The following is a 17,436-nucleotide window of genomic DNA, read 5'->3' on the forward strand; positions in this document are numbered from 1 at the left end:
CCATTTGGGCTGTGGCTGAGCGGCTGATCTGGCCGCTGAGTGCTTGAGTTGGCTGCTTGAGCGCCGCAGGCAACGGTTTTCTGCGGGGCGACTGGCTTGAGCGGAGATCGGTCCGCCGCTCAGTAGCCGGGCGGGATCCGGTCCTGCGGCCCGTCAGTCACCTCTGCCGCGCCGTCGTCCATCTGCGCCGGCTTGGCCACGGCCGGATCGGTCGAGTCCGCGACCAGCTCCGCGATGCGCAGGGTGCACTCCCACTCCGACAGCTTGCCTTTGATCACCACCAGGTATGTCTCCTGGTCGGCGAAGCGGTACACGTGACGCCGCTTCTCGACGATATGTTTGCTCGGTACATACGTGTGGATGGCTGTACGGAGTGCCTTCAGCGCCTGGTCCTTCGTTTCCAGCCCACGGCAGATGAACTCGGTCCTGTACATGTCGCTGTAGTACTGCGCGACCACGGCCCAGTTGCCCATCCACTCCCCCTCGGCGCCGCGACCAGTCAGCCACAGTTCAGCCTCCGGAGCAAGAGTGATACAGGCCGAGGGGCCGCCCCTGCGCGAGGGCGGGGATGGGTTGGGACGAGCGGGTGAGCGGGAGGAGCTCGTGGTCGCCGAGCGGGTCCTGAACCCGCTGGCCGAGCTGAGCTACGAGGAAGGCTCGGGACCGTCGTCGCCGAACTGCCGGTGTCGGGTCATCGAGCGGTGAGGACGTGCGCCCACGGCTCGTCGATGTCGGCCAGGCCCAGCACGGCGGCCACGTTGTCGAGCATGCCGGCGCCGAACCAGCGCCGCACGGCGTCGTCGTCGCCCAGCAGTTGCCGGACGGTGTCGACCTGCTTGGCGTAGCACCGGCGCACGGCCTGTGCCACCAGCGGCTCGCCGGCCGCACAGTTCGCGTGCATGAGGAAACGCAGGATGTTCCGGTCCGCGACGAGCGCGGCGTAGGCGCCGCGTGCGGCAGCCAACGCCGCCTCGGGCGTCGGCCCTGCCCCACCCGAGGCCGGTGAGTGCGCGACCAAGTTTTCGTTCATGACGACGGACACGTGGTCGACCGCCGCCGCGAACAGTGCTTCCTTGTTCGGGTACAGGCGGTACAGATACGGCTGAGAGATACCGACCCACTCTGCGATCTCGTGCGTCGTCGTACCGTAGAAACCTTTTCGCGCGAAGCATTCGACCGCGGCGGCCATGATGGCCCGACGTCGTTCGTCGCTCTTCGTGCTGGTGCCGGGGGCGGGCATGGGCGTCAGTTAAACACGGCTCCGTTCAGCTTCCAAAAGTCACGCTGAGGTCGGGGTCGGACGGCACGTCGTCGGGTGTGAGCGCCTCGATCGCCACCAGCGGGTTCCAGTAGTCCAGGTAGTGGGTGATGCGCGCGTCGTCATCGGTGCGGACGACGGAGATGCACGTCTGCTCGTACGGCTTGCCGGTCGGCAGCGCCGTGCCCTTCGAGCGGAATTCGGCGATCACCAGACTCGGGTCGACCGTGTCGTGAAACACCAGGTCGACGAACTCGACGTCGAAGGTCTCGGGAAAGTTGCTCATGTGCGCGACCAGTGCGTCTCGCCCCGTTACCCGCTGGGGCACGCCGGCCGGCGCGTACGGGAACTCGAGCACCGCGTCCGGGGCGAACAGCTCCACCCATTCCTCGACGCGTCCTGCGGCGGTGAGGCGCAGGTGCTCGGCCAGGGCGTGCTGGGCAGCGGCGCGGCGGGCGGCGTCGTCTTCCTTGGCTGTCATCTTCCCTCCTACGTTAGTGGTCGACCTATAACCTACCACGCCGCGAGCCGTTGCGGGTGGGCGAGCAGAGGTAACACCAGGGGATCCCGGTCCGGTTCACGTACAGGATGGCGTCCGGGAAACGCCCCTGCGGCGGCGGGCGGCGGCCCGGTGGCATCGGCGCCCGTCACGCTTCGGCGAAGAAGACAGCGAAAGTTTCCCAACCCCCCACGGTCGTCCGGGGAACCGATGACGCGAGCGGCTGCCCAGTGGGGCCAACTCCCCGGCCCTGGCAGCCTCCTGACCTGGCAGGTGCAAGGTCACGGGCCACCTGTCGGTCCTCGTCCACGGCCGCTCGACCCAGCAAGGACGCTCGACCCGGTATCGCGGTCGACTTCGCCAAAACCCCCATCAGCTACCCGAATCGATCGCTGTTCTCCGGCCAACTGTGACGCTGAGAGTGGCCAACCGCACTCCCGCGGCCCCGAGACCCTGGCCGAGACGGTGGCGGAGCTCGGTGAGCGGGCCCGCGCCGCTGGACACCCCCGGCCACCGAAGCGCGACGGCAGACGCCGATCTCAGGTGTCGGCGTCCCGCGTCCGATGTCGAACATCGGAAACAGAACCCCGACCGACCGCCGAGTACGGCCGCGCATCGTCCCGCGGTGCTCGGCACCGGGCCACCACCTCGGAGGCCCGCGATCAGCCTTGGGTGTCCACGCCGTCTTGATCGAGGGCTGCTCGGATCCGGCCGAGCCACTCCATGCCCAGCCGGCGCCCGTTCGGGAGTTGGTCGTCTCTATCCCAGCGCCATGCTGTGATCATCGCCAGCACGAGGATCCGGCACTCGCGCAGCAAGTCTTGGTTGACGCCCGGATAGTGCGCGCTGACTTCTTCGGGCGCGTGGGCGAGGTCGAATTCGACGGGCCCACGGCAGCACGTCTCGAAGTCTATGAACAGCAGCCCGTTCTTCGTGGTGAGCACGTTGCCCGGGTGTGGCTCACCGTGCAGCAGTTGCCCGGTGCCGCCGCGCTCGCCGATCACTCGTCCCAGGCTTCGTAGCGTGTCGCCGAGCAGCTCCCGGTCCGCGTCGGCGAGCGCCGGAGTGCGGTCGCGGTTCGCCACGAGTTGTTGGGCCCGCTCGACTCGATCCGTGAACTGCGGCGTCGGGACATCGAGCTTGCGCATGCCGGCATGCAGCCGCTCGAGCGCATCGGCGTAGTCGGCTGGTGAGACCTCTTGCGGTGTCACGGGTTCGTAGTAGGTCCAGAGCGTGATCACAAAGCCATCACGCTCATGGACGCGTGGCTCCACTCGGGGGTCGAGAGCAGCCACAGGGCATCCGGATTCGGCGAGCCGCTGAGCAAGCCCGACTTCGAACTGTGCGACCTGATGCGCCACAGGTGCCACCCGGGCCAGGACGTCACAAGGCAGCAGACGCAGAGTGAGCTTGTTCGAGTCATGAAGAACGGTCGCGTCGTCGACTGGCAGGTCGAGTGATGAGGCGGTCGCCATGGCCGCGGCCACCGCACGCCGGACCTCAGACGCCTGCATCGTTGTCCGGCTCCTCTCCCTTGAGCGCTGCCACAACTCTCCAAGCGGTGCCGCTCACCAATGACATGAGGCTCATGACGGCCGCCCGCCGAACTCCCAGTCGTGGACCTCGATGTCGGCGTACCGGCCCGGGGTCAGGACTGCGCGTGCCGTGTCCGGGTCCGGCGCCCTGAGCAGCACCGCCGTACCCAGCCAGGTGGCGCCGTCGTCGGACAGCAGCGGCCCGTACGCGATGAGCTCGTCCCGGTCGGGCGGCACGACGAGGTCGGCGGCTTCGCCCGAGCCGAGGCCGAGCACCAGGTACCGGTTGCCACCGGTCCGGCCGCCGGGGAAATCCCACATCGTGCGCCCCAGCAGGTTGCGCCACCTGCGCAACAGCACGTCCCGGTAGGCGCCGGCCTGGTAGCTGGGCTCGTCGAAGACGAACGCGCGGGCGGCAGCGGGATCCGGCAGGTCGACGATGTGCACGCTGCCGGTGGGCGTTTCGCCGTCCTCGGCGAAGGTGGGGCCGCGAGCGATCATCTTCGCCGCGTACCGGTCCATGTAGGACCAGTGCTCCTCCTGCAGTTCCTTGCGCACATCGAGGGAGCCGGGCCGGTCGCGGTGGTAGCAGAAGAACTCCATGCCACCGACCCTTTCCCAGGTACGACGACATCTCAACGGGATTTGGCGCCGACGACCGCACGCCCTGAGGGGTCCTTTCACTATGAGCGTCCGATCAGGTCGCGTGGTCTGGTGCCGTGCATCGCAAGGCGCCGGAAGGTCCTCGTAGCGGAGCTACTAGGACCTTTTGGCAACGCGGCGAGGCGGTGCTGAGATGACGGAACGAGCTGTGGGTCCACGGTTCGGACCGTGGCCGCCCGCTACCGGGCCTCGGCGGTCACTTCCCTTCCGGCGGGTCCGGCGCCCATGCTCCCGAAGCCGACGAAGACGGGTGGCGGTCCGGCGGCCAGGAAGTCCGCCAGATGCCACGGCAGTTGCGCGTCCGGTGCCACGTACGGCCACCAGTTGCCGACTACTTGGAGGCCCGGCCGCCAGTCGCGGGGCCGGCGCACGAGCACCTCGCTGAACCCGTGCAGTACGGGCCGGCCTGCTGCCTCCTGCCGCCGCCGGACACTTCGTGTGCTCGCCGGAGGTAAACCCAGCCGGGCACGCAGGGCCCGCGCCGCGTCCGCGTAGAGCCGGTCGACCACCCGTTGCCCGAGCCGTCCGGCGGCGAGGTTGCCCCATCGCCCCAGCGAGCGTGCCCCACCCACCGGCGGCGGGAACTCCCTTGTGGGATGGGTGGGTTGCAGGAAGACGCCGAGTGACGGCACACCCAGTGACTCCGCCACGTGGTGTCCCAGCGGGGCCGTGGTCGCCGACAGCAGCAGCAACTCGGTGTCGGGGTCCACCGCGTCGGCAAGTCCCGAGCCCAACCGCGCGACGAAATCGGAGGCCGTGCGCAGCGTCGGCCGCCCGTCCCGGGACGAGCCGCCGTTCCGTGGATCGGCGGGCAGGGAACGCGATTTGAGTCCGGCGGCGTGCACGAGCGGTGCGAAGGAGTCGTCGACCGCGCACACCACGTCGTGTCCGGCGGCGAGCAGCCGGGCGCCGAGCCCGGTGTACGGGGCCACGTCTCCGTAGGAACCGGCCACCGCGATCAGGACCTTCACGACGCCTCCCGCCCGCTGTCGGTCCGCTGTCGCTGGGCGTTGGCGTGCACCGCCGTGTGCAGGAACTCGACCAGACCCGGGCGTTGCTCGGGCGGCGGCACGATGATCGCGAATGCCCGCGGGTCGGTCAGGGCGTCGTCGAGGAGGCGGACGTGCATCGCCGGCGGGCACGGCGTGAACCACCGTGTGATGTGCGCCCGGTGCTCCTCCGCCAGGTCCATCGCCGGCCTGCCGTGCGCGGGTTCACCGCTGTCGTAGGCGCTGAGGAGCCGTTCCCGCCACTTCGCGGCCTGGGCCATCAGCAGCGTCCAGTCCTCTTTGGTGTGCTCGGCGGCACGCGCCATCGACTCCTGGTAACTCGCGCTGTTCCGCCACTTCAGATCGGCCTCGGTGGCGTAGCTCAGATCGAAGGTGACCTCACCGAACACCTCGTCCCTCTCTTCGGGCGTCAACTCGACCCCGGTGGCCTGTACTTCCATCGCGCGTTCCGCGACCGCCACCAGCCGCTGCAGTTTCTTGACCTCCTCCGTCAGCAGCCGGTGCCGGGCCCGCAGATGATCCAGGGCGTTCGCCTGCGGGTCGGCGAGGATCGCCGCTATCTCATCGAGGGGGAAGCCGAGTGCTCGGTAGAAGAGGATCTGCTGCAGCCGGGCGAGGTCCGCGTGGTCGTAGAGCCGGTAGCCGCCCGCGCTGCGGCCGCCGGGTGAGAGCAGTCCGGTCCGGTCGTAGTGGTGCAGGGTGCGCACCGTGACGCCGGCGAGGGCGGACACCTGTCCGATCGAGTAGGGCATGGGTCCAGGCTGCACCCTGACGTGGCGGCAGGGTCAAACAGCCTCCGGGCAGGGCTTGTTGGTGGTCACTCGAAATGTGAGGCGTCAACTCGAAGCGTGGGGCGTCATTCGAAGCGTGATGCGTCACTCGAAGCGTGACGCGTCGCCCGCTCCCTTGCGCACGACCTCCGCCTCGCCACTGGAGAAGTCGATCACCGTCGTCGGCTCGGTGCCGCAGTCGCCGGAGTCGATCACGGCGTCCACCGAGTGGTCGAGCCGTTCCTTGATCTCCCAGCCCTGGGTCATCGGCTCCTCCTCGTCGGGCAGGAGCAGCGTGCTGGACAGCAGCGGCTCACCGAGTTCGGCGAGCAGGGCCTGGGCGACCACGTGGTCGGGGATGCGCACGCCCACCGTCTTCTTCTTCGGATGGAGCAGTTTGCGCGGCACCTCCTTCGTGGCGGGCAGGATGAAGGTGTAACTGCCGGGCGTGGAGGCCTTGATGGCGCGGAACACATCGTTGTCGATGCGCACGAACTGACCCAGCTGTGCGAAGTCCCGGCACACCAGCGTGAAATGGTGACGGTCGTCGAGGCGGCGGATCGTACGGATCCGGTCGATGCCGTCACGGCTGCCGAGCTGGCAGCCCAGTGCGAAACAGGAATCCGTCGGGTACACGACGAGTGCACCCGAGCGGATACTGTCGGCGACCTGACCGATGGTGCGCTGCTGCGGGTTGTCGGGGTGAACGTCGAAGTACCTGGCCATTCCCCGAGCCTATGCCTTGATCAGCGTCACCGCCGCATCCGGTGTCCCTCGGGGTGACGGTCACCCCCCCGCGCTCACCCCCCGGTCACCCCCGGAGCCGGTCGATCTGCCGGATCTTGTTCGTGGCGTCCAGGGCCGCCACCTTGTACGACTCCGCCAGGGTCGGATAGTTGAACACCGCGTCCACCAGGTAGTCGACCGTGCCGCCGCAGCCCATCACGGACTGCCCGATGTGGATCAGCTCGGTGGCGCCGGTGCCGAAGCAGTGCACCCCCAGCAGCTTGCGGTCCTCCGGGGAGACCAGCAGCTTGAGCATGCCGTGCGAGTCGCCGATGATCTGCCCCCGGGCCAGCTCGCGGTAGCGGGAGATGCCTACCTCGTACGGCACGGAGTCCTCCGTGAGCTGGTCCTCGGTCCGCCCGATGAAGCTGATCTCCGGGATGGTGTAGATGCCGATCGGCTGGAGACCGTGCGTCCGGTTCACCGGCTCGCCGCAGGCGTGGTAGGCCGCCGTACGGCCCTGCTCCATCGAGGTCGCGGCCAGGGCAGGGAAGCCGATGACGTCGCCGACGGCGTAGATGTGCGGCACCTCCGTGCGGTAGTACTCGTCGACCTTGATCCGCCCGCGGCGGTCGGCGGACAGGCCCGCCTTGTCGAGGTCGAGGTCGTCGGTGAGCCCCTGCCGGCCCGCTGAGTACATCACCGCGTCCGCGGGGATCTTCTTGCCGCTCTCCAGGACGGTGAGGGTGCCCCGCGGATGACGTTCGACCGCGGCGACGGTCTCCCCGAAGCGGAAGGTGACGGCCAGGTCCCGCAGGTGGTACTTGAGCGACTCGATCACCTCGACGTCGCAGAAGTCGAGCATGCCGGGGCGCTGCTCGACCACCGTCACCTTGCTGCCGAGTGCGGCGAACATGGACGCGTACTCCATCCCGATCACCCCGGCCCCGACGATGACCATCGAACGCGGCACCCGCTCCAGGCTGAGCACGTTGTCCGAGTCCATGATCGTCCGGCCGTCGAACTCGACGCTCGCGGGCCGGGCGGGCCGGGTGCCGGTGGCGATGATGATGTGCTCGGCGCTCAACAGCCGCTCGTTGCCGTTCACTTCGCCGAGGGCGATGGTGTGATCGTCGACGAAGCGGCCGACGCCGGCGAAGAGGGAGACGTGGTTGCGTGAGAGCTGACTGCGGATGACGTCGACCTCGCGGCCGACCACGTGCTGGGTGCGCGCGGTCAGGTCGGCGACGGTGATGTCCTCCTTGAGGCGGTAACTCTGGCCGTACAGATCGCGCTGGGTGAGACCGGTGAGGTACAGCACCGCCTCGCGCAGGGTCTTGGAGGGAATGGTGCCGGTGTGGATGGAGACCCCGCCGACCATGTCGGGGCGGTCGACGACGGCTACCCGGCGGCCGAGCTTGGCCGCGGCGATGGCGGCCTTCTGGCCACCCGGACCGGATCCGATGACGAGCATGTCGAAGTCGGGCACCCTCCGCAGTCTGACAGCCCAACCCCCTGCTTCGAAAGGGTGAACCAGCAGGCGTTGTCCCGCCGCCGCGCGATTGACGGCGCGTCCGCCGGGCGCAGAGTGCGGGCATCGGCCGTGCCCGCGGGGCCCCGGCCTATGGGAACGGCCTATGGGAACGGCCTATGGGAACGGCCTATGGGAACGGCCTTTTGCCGACGGACGCCGGGCAACACGGGCCTCTACCGGTTCCTGCCGTGAACGACACACCGGCGAAGCAGGGGAGGAGGACCGGAGCGCGGTGGGGACCGCTGGCCGCCCGCAACCACGGCCTGCCGCTGGAGGCCATGCTGCAGCGCGACGTGGTCGCGGCGGAGCGGGCCCGGGAGTTCGTCGAGCGCCTCCAGGGCTGCTCCGCCCTGCTGAACTCCCCACGCAGCAGAGCCTGTTACGGCTGGTTCGGCAGGCTGCCGTCAGGCTTCGCGCCCGTCCGCGGGAGGCGCTGTCGTTCCGCGTACCTCGAGGGCCGGTGTGGTGAGGACGACCTCGCCGGGCCGGGCCGGGCCGGCGATCCGGTCGAGCAGGCGCCCCGCGGCACGGCGGCCGACCTCGTGGCTGGCGTTGTCCACCGTGGTCAGCCACAGATGCCGCAGCCGTGAGAGATAGGTGTTGTCGTAGCCGACGAGGGACAGGTCGCGCGGCACGCGCAGGCCGAGCTCCTCGGCGGCCGACAGGGCACCGACGCACGCTATGTCGTTGAACGCGAAGACGGCGGTGGGCCGTTGGCCGCTGCTGAGCAGTCGGACGGTGGCCCGGTAACCGCCCTCCTCGGTCAGGTCTCCCTGCGCCACGATCGCCGTCCCGGCCAGCCCGTGCTCGCGCATGACCGTCTCGAAGCTGCGCCGCCGCAGTGCGCCGACCACCCCCTGCCCGGCGATATGGGCGATGCGCCGGTGGCCGAGGGCGATGAGGTGTTCGGTGGCGAGGCGGGCGCCGTGCTCGTCGTCGCCCGAGACGATGTCCACGCCGGGCAGCGAGGGCTCGCGGGCGCCGGCGACGACGGTGGGGACCAGACCGGCCGCCGTGCGCAGCGCCTCCGACGGCGGCAGCGTGCCGACGGCCACGAGGCCGTCGACCCGCAGGTCCATGAAGGTACGGGTGAGGTCGTCGCCGAGACGCCGGTTGAGATGACCGTCGGCCAGCAGCATCCGCATACCGCCCTCGTGCAGCCGGGAGTTGAGGCCGTCGAGCAGCTCCACGAACCACGGGTTGCGCATGTCGTTCAGCAGTACCCCGACCGTCCGGCTGCGTCGCTCGCTGAGGCTGCGCGCGGCGGCGTTGGGCCGGTAGCCGAGCTCCTCGACGGCGGCCAGCACCGCCCGCCGCTTCTCGGGGCTGACCTGCGGGGAGCCGCGCAGCACCAGCGAGACCAGCGATTTCGACACGCCGGCCCGTTCGGCGACGTCTCGGATCGTCGGTGACCTCATGCAGTGGACCGTTCCACAAGCGGGCGGGCGCTGTCAAAGGGGGATTCGTCGGGTCAGCTGCGGGGTTGACATGGGGCTAGGTGGGCTTCACTGTGAGGCAGCAGGGAATGGACCGGTCCAAAGAAGGGCAGTCATGGTGAGTACGCTCGGCGTCGCCGTCGTGGGGTTCGGCTGGATGGGGCGGGTGCACGCCCAGGCCTACGCCCGTGTGCCGCACCATTTCCCGCAGCTGCCGGTGCGCACGGAACTGGTCTGCGTTGCCGACGAGGTGCCGGGCCGCGCCGAGGAGGCCGCCGGGCAGTACGGCTTCACCGCCGCGGTCCATGACTGGCGGGAGATCGCCGCCGATCCCCGCGTGCAGGCCGTGAGCATCGCCGCGCCGAACTTCCTGCACCGCGAGATCGGTGTCGCGATGGCGGAGGCGGGCAAGCACATCTGGATCGAGAAGCCCGTCGGCCTGACCGCCGCCGACGCCCGCGCGGTCGCCGACGCCGTCGCCAAGGCCGGCGTCCAGGGCGCCGTCGGCTTCAACTACCGCAACGCCCCGGCTGTGGCACACGCCCGCGAGCTGATCGCCTCCGGCGGGATCGGCACCGTCACCCATGTCCGCATCCGGCTGTTCAGCGACTACGCCGCCCACCCCGAAGGCGCCCTGACATGGCGGTACGAGCGCGAGCGCGGCGGCAGCGGCGTGCTGGGCGATCTCGCCTCGCACGGCGTGGACCTGGCGCGCTTCCTGCTCGGCGACATCGCCTCGCTCACCGCCGACACGGCCGTCTTCATCCCCGAGCGGGCCCGTCCCACCGGCGCCACCGCCGGCCACACCCGGGCCACCGGCGGTGAACTCGGCCCGGTGGAGAACGAGGACTACGTCAACTGCCTGCTGCGCTTCACCTCCGGCGCCCGGGGCGTCCTGGAGGCCTGCCGGGTCTCGGTGGGCGAGCAGAACAACTACGGCTTCGAGGTGCACGGCACCCAGGGCGCGGTCTTCTGGGACTTCCGGCGCATGGGCGAACTCGCCGTCAGCCGCGGCACGGCCTACCAGGACCAGGCCGTGAGCACGGTGTACGTCGGCCCCGGACACGGCGAGTACGCCGCCTTCCAGCCGGGCTCGGCCAACAGCATGGGCTACGACGACCTGAAGGTCATCGAGGCGTACCTGTTCCTGCGCTCCATCGCCGAGAACACCGCTTACGGCGCCACGTTGGACGACGCCGTGCACAGCGCCGCCGCCCTGGACGCCATGACGCGCTCCGTCGAGCAGGGTACCTGGGTGCCCCTGGCATGAGCTGCCAGGTGCCCGGGACGCGTTCGCCGGCTACTCGCCGGTGAGCCCGTCCACCGACTCGCGGATCAGGTCGGCATGGCCGTTGTGCCGCGCGTACTCCTCGATGAGGTGGCACAGGATCCAGCGCAGGCTCGGCGTCCAGCCGTTGGCCCTGGCACGCCGGGCAGGTTGCTCGAGCCCGCCGGTGGCGAGGGCCTCCTCGACGAGGGAGCGTGAGCGGGCCACTGCCTCCCGCCACATCGTGTGCAGTTGGTCGGGGGTGTCCGCGGCGGCCGAGTGCCAGTCCCAGTCGGGATCCGCCTTCCAGTCCACGGTGTTCCACGGCGGCTGAGCCGCGCGCCCGTGCAGGACCTCGGAGAGCCACGAGTCCTCGACGTAGGCCAGGTGCTTGAGCATGCCGCCGAGCGTCATGGACGACACGCCGACGGTGGCCCGCAGGCCGTCCGCGTCCAGCCCTGCGCACTTCCAGGCCAACGTCGCCCGCTGGTAGTCCAGGAAACCGAGAAGTGTGGCTGTCTCGTCGGCGGCCGGGGGTGGCTCCGGGCGGCCGTGCTCGTCGATGTCGGGCATGGGTGGTGAGTCTAATGATGTGACCGTGGACATTCAGCCGGTTTTACGCGGGCGGACGGGGGCCGTGGAAAACTCCGTGTGCGCTGCCTCGGGCTGTCCCTGCTGTGACGTGGTGACGACTCGAGTGATCATTCTCAACGGCGGCTCCAGCTCCGGGAAGTCCGGGATCGCCCGGTGTCTGCAGGCGGTCCTGCCGGACCCCTGGCTGACCATCGGGACCGACACGCTTGTCGACGCCATGCCCGCGGCCATGCGGGCCTCGGACACGGGGATCGAGTTCGCCGCCGACGGCGAGGTGAGCGTCGGGCCGCGGTTCCGGGAGCTGGAGGCGGCGTGGATCGCCGGAGTCGCCGCGATGGCCCGGGCCGGTGCGCGGGTGATCGTCGACGAGGTCTTCCTCGGCGGTGCGGCGTCCCAGCGGCGGTGGCGGGAGGCGCTCCGCGGGCTGCGGGTGCTGTGGGTCGGCGTCCGGTGTGCGAGCGAGGTCGCCGCCGGCCGGGAGGTCGCGCGGGGCGACCGCGTCACCGGGATGGCCGCCGCACAGGCGGAGAAGGTGCACGTGGGAGTGGACTACGACCTCGAGGTGGACACGACCCACACCGAGGCCCTGCGGTGCGCGCGGGACATCGCCGCCCGCGTCGGGTGAGCGGTGTCGGTGCGGCCGACGCTCGACTCATCGGTGCGACGGTGCGACGGTGCGACGGTGCGCGGTGCGACGGTGCGACGCAGCGCGGTGCGACGTGCGGCGGTGAGACGGAGTGACGGTCAATCCTCAGGGCCGTACGAGGAGTTGGAAGTCGAAGGCGTAGCGTGAGGCGCGGTAGATGTGCGTGCCGTATTCGACCGCGCGGCCCGTGTCGTCGTACGCCGTGCGCTGCATGGTGAGCAGCGCCGCGCCCTCCGGTTCGCCGAGGCGCTCGGCCTCATCGGGAGTGGCGAGACGGGCGCTGATGGACTGACGGGCGCTGTGCAGCGTGATGCCCGCACCGCGCATCATCCGGTACAGACCGGTCGACTCCAGCTGCTCCGTGTCGAGGTCCAGCAGGCCTTCCGGGACGTGGTTGGACAGGAACGCCATGGGCTGGTCGTGGGTGAGGCGCAGCCGCTCGATGTGGTGCACCGGGTGCCCCTCGGCGATCCCCAGCGCTGCCGCGACCTCGGCGGGCGCGGGCCGGACCGCGTTGCGCAGCACCAGGGTGGTGGGGCTCTGGCCCGCGGCCTCCAGGTCGTCGTACAGGCTGCTGAGTTCCAGGGGTCTCTTGACCTGGCTGTGGACCACCTGCGTGCCCACGCCGCGGCGGCGGACCAGCAGGCCCTTGTCGACGAGGGACTGGATGGCCTGGCGCACCGTGGGGCGGGACAGGCCGAGCCGCCCGGCGAGCTCGATCTCGTTGCCCAGCAGGCTACCGGGGCTCAGCACGCCGTGCTCGATCGCCGCCTCCAGCTGCTGCGCGAGCTGGTAGTAGAGCGGGACCGGGCTGCTGCGGTCGAGAGTGAAGTCGAGGCCCGTGGGCGCGGTGGTGGTCACGGGGCGAGAGTAGCCGGTCGTCCGGTTGACAGGAACCCGTGTCATCACATTGTCCTGACAATGATCGGAAACGCGGCCGGTGCGGAGTCCGTGCGGGACTCCGCACCGGCCGCCGTCCGACGTGGAAGCATTCAGGTGTTGCTGGGGAAGCCCAGGTTGATGCCGCCGTCGGCCGGGTCCGGCCACCGCGTCGTGATCACCTTGCCCTGGGTGTAGAAGGCGATGCCGTCGTTGCCGTAGATGTGCAGATCGCCGAAGAGCGAGTCCTTCCAGCCACCGAAGGAGTGGTAGCCAACGGGCACCGGGATCGGCACGTTGACGCCGACCATGCCCGCCTGGACCTCCAACTGGAACCGGCGGGCCGCGCCGCCGTCCCGGGTGAAGATCGCCGTGCCGTTGCCCCAGCGGGAGCTGTTGATGAGCTTGATGGCGTCGTCGTAGGTGTCGGCGCGCACCACGCACAGCACGGGGCCGAAGATCTCGTCCTTGTACGCGTCGGCGGTCACCGGCACCTTGTCCAGCAGCGACACACCGAGGAAGAAGCCCCCCTCGTGGCCTTCGACCGAGTAACCGGTGCCGTCGACGACGACCTCGGCGCCCTGCTCGGCGGCGCTCGTCACATAACCGGCAACCTTGTCCCGGTGCTCGCGCGTGATCAGCGGACCCATCTCGGAGGCCGGGTCGTTGCCCGGCCCGATGCGCAGACCCTTCGCCCGCTCGGCGATCTTGGCGACCAGTTCGTCTCCGGTGTCGCCGACCGCCACCACCACGGACACCGCCATGCAGCGCTCGCCGGCCGAACCGTAGGCCGCGTTGATGGCCTGGTCGGCGGCGAAGTCCAGATCGGCGTCGGGCAGCACCAGCATGTGGTTCTTGGCGCCGCCGAGAGCCTGCACGCGCTTGTCGTGCTCGACCGCCTTCAGCTGGATGTACTTGGCGATGGGGGTGGAGCCGACGAAGGAGACCGCGGTGACGTCCGGGTGCTCCAGCAGCCGGTCCACGGCGACCTTGTCGCCCTGCACGATGTTGAACACACCGTCCGGCAGCCCGGCCTCCGCGAGCAGTTCGGCGAGCCGGAAGGAGGCCGACGGATCCTTCTCACTCGGCTTGAGCACGAAGGTGTTCCCGCAGGCGATGGCGAGCGGGAACATCCACATCGGCACCATGGCGGGGAAGTTGAACGGGGTGATGCCCGCGACCACACCGAGCGGCTGGCGGATGGAGGCGACGTCGACCCGCGTGGAGACCTGGGTGGACAGCTCGCCCTTGAGCTTCTCGGAGATGCCGCAGGCCAGCTCGACGATCTCCATGCCACGGGCGACCTCGCCGAGAGCGTCGGAGTGCACCTTGCCGTGCTCGGCGGAGATCAGCGCGGCGACCTCGTCACGGTGCGCGTCCAGCAGTTCGCGGAACTTGAACAGGACCGACGTGCGCTTGGCGAGCGAGGACTGGCCCCAGCTGACGAACGCGGCCTTCGCGGTCGCGACGGCGGCGTCCACCTCGTCGACGGTGGCGAAGGCGACCTGCTTCTCCTGGGCGCCGGTGGCCGGGTCGTAGACGGGGCCGAAGCGCCCGGAGGTGCCCTCGACGGGCTTGCCGCCGATCCAATGGGTGATGGTCTTCATGGTGCGGGGGGCCTTTCGTAAAGGTGCGTGAGGGGGCGTGAGGGGGCCTGAAGGGGTGTCGGGGCCGTCGGCCGGCCGGTAACGGCCCGCCGCCGGTCGCCGAGCGCACAGCCAGTCACTGCGGGGGCCGGCCGGCGTCAGATGTGACTGGCCGACGCCGGAGGTGACAGGCCGGCGTCACAGATGCCGGCGGCGGTCGGCGACCTGGTGGTCGTAGCGTTCGCGGGCCTCGACGGCGGCCGCGCGGGTCGCTGTCTCGGCGACCGGCACGTCCCACCAGGCCGCGGCCGGGGGTGCGGTGGGCGTCGGGTCGGTCTCGACGTACACGCATGTCGGCCGGTCCGAGGCGCGGGCCGCGGCGACCGCGTCGCGCAGCTCCCGCACCGTCTTGGCGCGGATCACGTCCATGCCGAGGCTGGCCGCGTTCGCCGCGAGATCCACCGGCAGCGGGGCGCCGGTGAAGCTTCCGTCGGCGGCCCGGTAACGGTAGGCGGTGCCGAAGCGTTCGCCTCCCGTCTCCTGGGAGAGGCCGCCGATGGAGGCGTAGCCGTGGTTCTGGATCAGGACCAGGTTGACCGGCAGGCCCTCCTGGACCGCGGTGACGATCTCCGTCGGCATCATCAGGTAGGTGCCGTCGCCGACCAGCGACCACACCGGTGTGTCGGGTGCGGCGTGCTGGACGCCGATGCCGGCCGGGATCTCGTAGCCCATGCAGGAGTAGCCGTACTCCAGGTGGTACTGGCGCGGCGAGCGGGCCCGCCACAGCTTGTGCAGATCGCCCGGGAGCGAGCCCGCCGCGTTGATGACCACGTCGTCGTCGCCCACGACCGCGTCGAGGGCGCCCAGGACCTGGGTCTGGGTGGGCACGGCGTGCTCGTCGTCGGCCCGGTAGGCGGCTGCCACCACCTGGTCCCAGCGCTCTTTCCCGGCGCGGTACTCGGCCTCGTACGACGCCTCCACCCGGTGCCCGGCCAGTGCCTCGGTGAGCGCGGTGAGGCCCGCCCGGGCGTCGCAGACCACCGTCCGGGCCGCCAGCTTGTGGGCGTCGAACCCCGTCACGTTGAGGTTGACGAACCGGACGTCCGGGTTCTGGAAGAGCGTGTTGGAGGCGGTGGTGAAGTCGCTGTAGCGGGTGCCGACACCGACGATCAGATCGGCCGCGCGGGCGATGTCGTCGCAGACGGCGGTGCCGGTGTGGCCGATTCCGCCGAGATCGGCGGGGTGGTCGTGCCGCAGCGAGCCCTTGCCCGCCTGTGTGGAGGCGACGGGGATGCCGGTGGCGTCCACCAGCGCCTTGAGCGCATCCTCGGCCTCGCTGTGGTGCACACCGCCGCCCGCGACGATCAGCGGGCGCTCCGCCGCGCGGATGGCGCGTACCGCCTCGGCGAGCTCCACCGGGTCGGGCGCGGGACGGCGTACGCGCCACACGCGCGCGGCGAAGAATTCCTCCGGCCAGTCGTACGCCTCAGCCTGCACGTCCTGCGGCATCGCGAGGGTGACCGCGCCGGTCTCGGCCGGGTCGGTCAGCACCCGCATCGCGTTCAGCACGGACGGGATCAGCATCTCGGGGCGCGTGATCCGGTCGAAGTAGCGGGAGACCGGACGCAGGGTGTCGTTGACGGACACATCGGCCTCGGTCGGGTGCTCAAGTTGCTGCAGCAGCGGGTCGGCGGGGCGCGTGGCGAAGTAGTCGCCGGGCAGCAGCAATACCGGCAGCCGGTTGATGGTGGCGAGCGCGGCGCCGGTGACCAGGTTGGTGGCACCGGGGCCGATGGACGTGGTGACCGCCTGCGCGGAGAGCCGGTTCAGCTGGCGGGCGTAGCCGACGGCGGCGTGCACCATGGCCTGCTCGTTGCGGCCCTGGTGGAACGGCATGGTGTCCTCGCCGGCCTGCAGCAGCGCCTGGCCGATCCCGGCGACGTTGCCGTGGCCGAAGATGCCCCAGGTGCCGGCGATCAACCGGTTGCGGACGCCGTCGCGCTCGGTGTACTGCGCGGAAAGGAATTGCACCAGCGCCTGGGCGACGGTCAGACGCCTCGTTGGCTGGGGGGACTGGCGGCTCATCGGGACCTCACTGGAGCTCACGGGGACGGGGCGTGGTAGAGCGGAAGACGGGCGTCGACCGGCTGCTCGGGCCAGGTGTCGCGGATCCAGCCGTGGTCCGGGTGGTCGCAGATCAGCCAGGCCCGGTCGGGATCGGGGCCGGCCATGACGTTGAGGTAGTACATGTGGTGGCCGGGCACCGCCATGGAAGGGCCGTGCCAGCCGTCCGGGATGAGGACGACGTCCCCGTCGCGCACCTCCGCGAGCACATCCGTGTTGCCGCCCTGGCCGGACGGGGAGACCCGCTGGTAGCCGAGGCCGGGGGTGCCCTCGTGATCGGCGAACTCGAAGTAGTAGATCTCCTCCAGCTCGGACTCCTCGCCGGGCCGGTGCTCGTCGTGCTTGTGCGGTGGGAAGGAGGACCAGTTCCCGCCGGGCGTGATCACCTCGACGGCGATGAGCCTGTCGCACTCGAAGACGCCCGCCGCGCCGAAGTTGTTGACCTGGCGCGAGCAGCTGCCGGTGCCGCGCAGCTCCACCGGGACCGAGGAGGCCGGCCCGTAGCGGGCGGGCAGCCGGCGGGTGCAGCGGGCGCCGGTGAGGGCGAAACGGCCGCCGTCCTTCGCCGCGATGGAGACCTGGGCGTCGCGGGGCACGTACACGAAGTCGCTGACGCCGCTGAAGACGCTCGCGCGCCCCGCCAGGCGGAAGGTGTCACCGCCGACGGCGACAGAGCAGGAACCCGCGAGCGGCAGCACGATCCACTCGCTGTCGCCGGTGTCGAAGCTGTGCCAGCCGCCGGGCGGCAGGTCCAGCACCCGAAGGCTGGAGTAGCCCCAGCCGGCGGACTCGGGGGTCACGTTCACGGTGTAGGCGTCGCCCGTGGCCTTGCCCGCGGGCAGGTGGTGCGCAGTCGTCATGATGCCCTTCTTCGCAGCATGCGGTCTCCTGGCTGGAGGGTCGTAAGTG

17 protein-coding genes and 1 pseudogene are annotated in these 17,436 nt (G+C 70.3%); 3 read left to right on the forward strand and 15 right to left on the reverse strand.

Annotated features, from left to right (window positions below; translation table 11 throughout):
• Positions 1-119: 119 nt before the first annotated feature.
• The gene (locus EF387_RS10560; protein WP_128376256.1) at positions 120-473 is read right to left on the reverse strand and encodes a hypothetical protein; all 354 of its coding nucleotides are present in this window, start codon (positions 471-473) and stop codon (positions 120-122) included.
• A gap of 55 nt (positions 474-528) precedes the next feature.
• Between EF387_RS10560 and EF387_RS46635 the strand changes: the two genes are divergently transcribed.
• A complete protein-coding gene (locus EF387_RS46635; RefSeq protein WP_155589751.1) occupies positions 529-705 on the forward strand; it encodes a hypothetical protein in 177 nt (58 codons plus the stop codon).
• Here the strand turns inward: EF387_RS46635 and EF387_RS10565 are convergent.
• From EF387_RS10565 to EF387_RS10610, 9 genes and pseudogenes are all read right to left on the reverse strand, one after another.
• Positions 692-1,240: a TetR/AcrR family transcriptional regulator gene (locus EF387_RS10565; RefSeq protein ID WP_128376257.1), complete on the reverse strand. Its 549-nt coding sequence runs from the start codon at positions 1,238-1,240 to the stop codon at positions 692-694. The genes EF387_RS46635 and EF387_RS10565 overlap by 14 nt on opposite strands.
• A gap of 25 nt (positions 1,241-1,265) precedes the next feature.
• Complete coding sequence (locus tag EF387_RS10570; protein WP_128376258.1) at positions 1,266-1,739, reverse strand: nuclear transport factor 2 family protein; 474 nt, start codon at positions 1,737-1,739, stop codon at positions 1,266-1,268.
• 680 nt (positions 1,740-2,419) lie between these two features.
• Positions 2,420-3,271, reverse strand: a complete 852-nt coding sequence (locus EF387_RS10580; RefSeq protein WP_128376260.1) for a phosphotransferase enzyme family protein — start codon at positions 3,269-3,271, stop codon at positions 2,420-2,422.
• A 72-nt stretch (positions 3,272-3,343) separates the two neighbouring features.
• Positions 3,344-3,895, reverse strand: coding sequence for a YciI family protein (locus EF387_RS10585; protein WP_128376261.1), 552 nt, complete (start codon positions 3,893-3,895; stop codon positions 3,344-3,346).
• Positions 3,896-4,158: 263 nt separating this feature from the next.
• Positions 4,159-4,926: pseudogene (locus EF387_RS10590) on the reverse strand (glycosyltransferase family protein); the annotation flags it as partial.
• Positions 4,923-5,717 carry a MerR family transcriptional regulator gene (locus EF387_RS10595; protein ID WP_128376262.1) on the reverse strand — a complete coding sequence of 265 codons (795 nt, stop codon included), beginning with the start codon at positions 5,715-5,717 and terminating at the stop codon, positions 4,923-4,925. The pseudogene EF387_RS10590 and the gene EF387_RS10595, both read right to left, overlap by 4 nt.
• A 123-nt stretch (positions 5,718-5,840) precedes the next feature.
• Entirely contained in the window at positions 5,841-6,461 is a 621-nt protein-coding gene (locus tag EF387_RS10600; protein ID WP_128376263.1) for an L-threonylcarbamoyladenylate synthase, read from the reverse strand.
• Positions 6,462-6,546: 85 nt separating this feature from the next.
• Positions 6,547-7,950 (reverse strand): Si-specific NAD(P)(+) transhydrogenase, encoded by a 1,404-nt coding sequence (gene sthA, locus EF387_RS10605; protein WP_128376264.1) that lies wholly within the window; start codon positions 7,948-7,950, stop codon positions 6,547-6,549.
• A gap of 449 nt (positions 7,951-8,399) precedes the next feature.
• Positions 8,400-9,413 carry a LacI family DNA-binding transcriptional regulator gene (locus tag EF387_RS10610; protein ID WP_128376265.1) on the reverse strand — a complete coding sequence of 338 codons (1,014 nt, stop codon included), beginning with the start codon at positions 9,411-9,413 and terminating at the stop codon, positions 8,400-8,402.
• A 133-nt stretch (positions 9,414-9,546) separates the two neighbouring features.
• Here EF387_RS10610 and EF387_RS10615 point away from each other — a divergent pair, with 133 nt between their 5' ends.
• Complete coding sequence (locus EF387_RS10615) at positions 9,547-10,701, forward strand: Gfo/Idh/MocA family protein (protein ID WP_128376266.1); 1,155 nt, start codon at positions 9,547-9,549, stop codon at positions 10,699-10,701.
• Positions 10,702-10,731: 30 nt separating this feature from the next.
• On the opposite strand, the gene EF387_RS10620 is transcribed toward EF387_RS10615, so the two are convergent.
• On the reverse strand, positions 10,732-11,271 hold the full coding sequence (locus EF387_RS10620; RefSeq protein WP_128376267.1) for a DinB family protein: 540 nt from the start codon (positions 11,269-11,271) through the stop codon (positions 10,732-10,734).
• A 124-nt stretch (positions 11,272-11,395) separates the two neighbouring features.
• Between EF387_RS10620 and cpt the strand changes: the two genes are divergently transcribed.
• The gene (cpt, locus tag EF387_RS10625; protein ID WP_155589757.1) at positions 11,396-11,917 is read left to right on the forward strand and encodes a chloramphenicol phosphotransferase CPT; all 522 of its coding nucleotides are present in this window, start codon (positions 11,396-11,398) and stop codon (positions 11,915-11,917) included.
• A gap of 126 nt (positions 11,918-12,043) precedes the next feature.
• Here the strand turns inward: cpt and EF387_RS10630 are convergent, their stop codons facing one another.
• From EF387_RS10630 to iolB, 4 genes are all read right to left on the reverse strand, one after another.
• Positions 12,044-12,844: a GntR family transcriptional regulator gene (locus tag EF387_RS10630; protein WP_128376269.1), complete on the reverse strand. Its 801-nt coding sequence runs from the start codon at positions 12,842-12,844 to the stop codon at positions 12,044-12,046.
• An 86-nt stretch (positions 12,845-12,930) separates the two neighbouring features.
• Complete coding sequence (locus EF387_RS10635) at positions 12,931-14,424, reverse strand: CoA-acylating methylmalonate-semialdehyde dehydrogenase (RefSeq protein WP_128376270.1); 1,494 nt, start codon at positions 14,422-14,424, stop codon at positions 12,931-12,933.
• 177 nt (positions 14,425-14,601) lie between these two features.
• Positions 14,602-16,488 (reverse strand): 3D-(3,5/4)-trihydroxycyclohexane-1,2-dione acylhydrolase (decyclizing), encoded by a 1,887-nt coding sequence (gene iolD / locus EF387_RS10640; protein ID WP_128376271.1) that lies wholly within the window; start codon positions 16,486-16,488, stop codon positions 14,602-14,604.
• A 17-nt stretch (positions 16,489-16,505) separates the two neighbouring features.
• Positions 16,506-17,387 (reverse strand): 5-deoxy-glucuronate isomerase, encoded by an 882-nt coding sequence (gene iolB / locus EF387_RS10645; protein WP_128376272.1) that lies wholly within the window; start codon positions 17,385-17,387, stop codon positions 16,506-16,508.
• Between the last annotated feature and the right edge of the window lie 49 nt (positions 17,388-17,436).

The organism is Streptomyces cavernae, assembly GCF_004023625.1.
Lineage (GTDB): Bacteria > Actinomycetota > Actinomycetes > Streptomycetales > Streptomycetaceae > Streptomyces > Streptomyces cavernae.

What these genes read in the sequence shown, in the direction of transcription:
- EF387_RS10560 (WP_128376256.1), bottom strand. Translation starts at nt 473, where the DNA reads ATGGGCAACTGGGCCGTGGTCGCGCAGTACTACAGCGACATGTACAGG.
- EF387_RS10565 (WP_128376257.1), bottom strand. Translation starts at nt 1,240, where the DNA reads ATGCCCGCCCCCGGCACCAGCACGAAGAGCGACGAACGACGTCGGGCC.
- EF387_RS10570 (WP_128376258.1), bottom strand. Translation starts at nt 1,739, where the DNA reads ATGACAGCCAAGGAAGACGACGCCGCCCGCCGCGCCGCTGCCCAGCAC.
- EF387_RS10580 (WP_128376260.1), bottom strand. Translation starts at nt 3,271, where the DNA reads ATGCAGGCGTCTGAGGTCCGGCGTGCGGTGGCCGCGGCCATGGCGACC.
- EF387_RS10585 (WP_128376261.1), bottom strand. Translation starts at nt 3,895, where the DNA reads ATGGAGTTCTTCTGCTACCACCGCGACCGGCCCGGCTCCCTCGATGTG.
- EF387_RS10595 (WP_128376262.1), bottom strand. Translation starts at nt 5,717, where the DNA reads ATGCCCTACTCGATCGGACAGGTGTCCGCCCTCGCCGGCGTCACGGTG.
- EF387_RS10600 (WP_128376263.1), bottom strand. Translation starts at nt 6,461, where the DNA reads ATGGCCAGGTACTTCGACGTTCACCCCGACAACCCGCAGCAGCGCACC.
- EF387_RS10610 (WP_128376265.1), bottom strand. Translation starts at nt 9,413, where the DNA reads ATGAGGTCACCGACGATCCGAGACGTCGCCGAACGGGCCGGCGTGTCG.
- EF387_RS10615 (WP_128376266.1), top strand. Translation starts at nt 9,547, where the DNA reads ATGGTGAGTACGCTCGGCGTCGCCGTCGTGGGGTTCGGCTGGATGGGG.
- EF387_RS10620 (WP_128376267.1), bottom strand. Translation starts at nt 11,271, where the DNA reads ATGCCCGACATCGACGAGCACGGCCGCCCGGAGCCACCCCCGGCCGCC.
- EF387_RS10630 (WP_128376269.1), bottom strand. Translation starts at nt 12,844, where the DNA reads ATGACACGGGTTCCTGTCAACCGGACGACCGGCTACTCTCGCCCCGTG.
- EF387_RS10635 (WP_128376270.1), bottom strand. Translation starts at nt 14,424, where the DNA reads ATGAAGACCATCACCCATTGGATCGGCGGCAAGCCCGTCGAGGGCACC.
- iolD (WP_128376271.1), bottom strand. Translation starts at nt 16,488, where the DNA reads ATGAGCCGCCAGTCCCCCCAGCCAACGAGGCGTCTGACCGTCGCCCAG.
- iolB (WP_128376272.1), bottom strand. Translation starts at nt 17,387, where the DNA reads ATGACGACTGCGCACCACCTGCCCGCGGGCAAGGCCACGGGCGACGCC.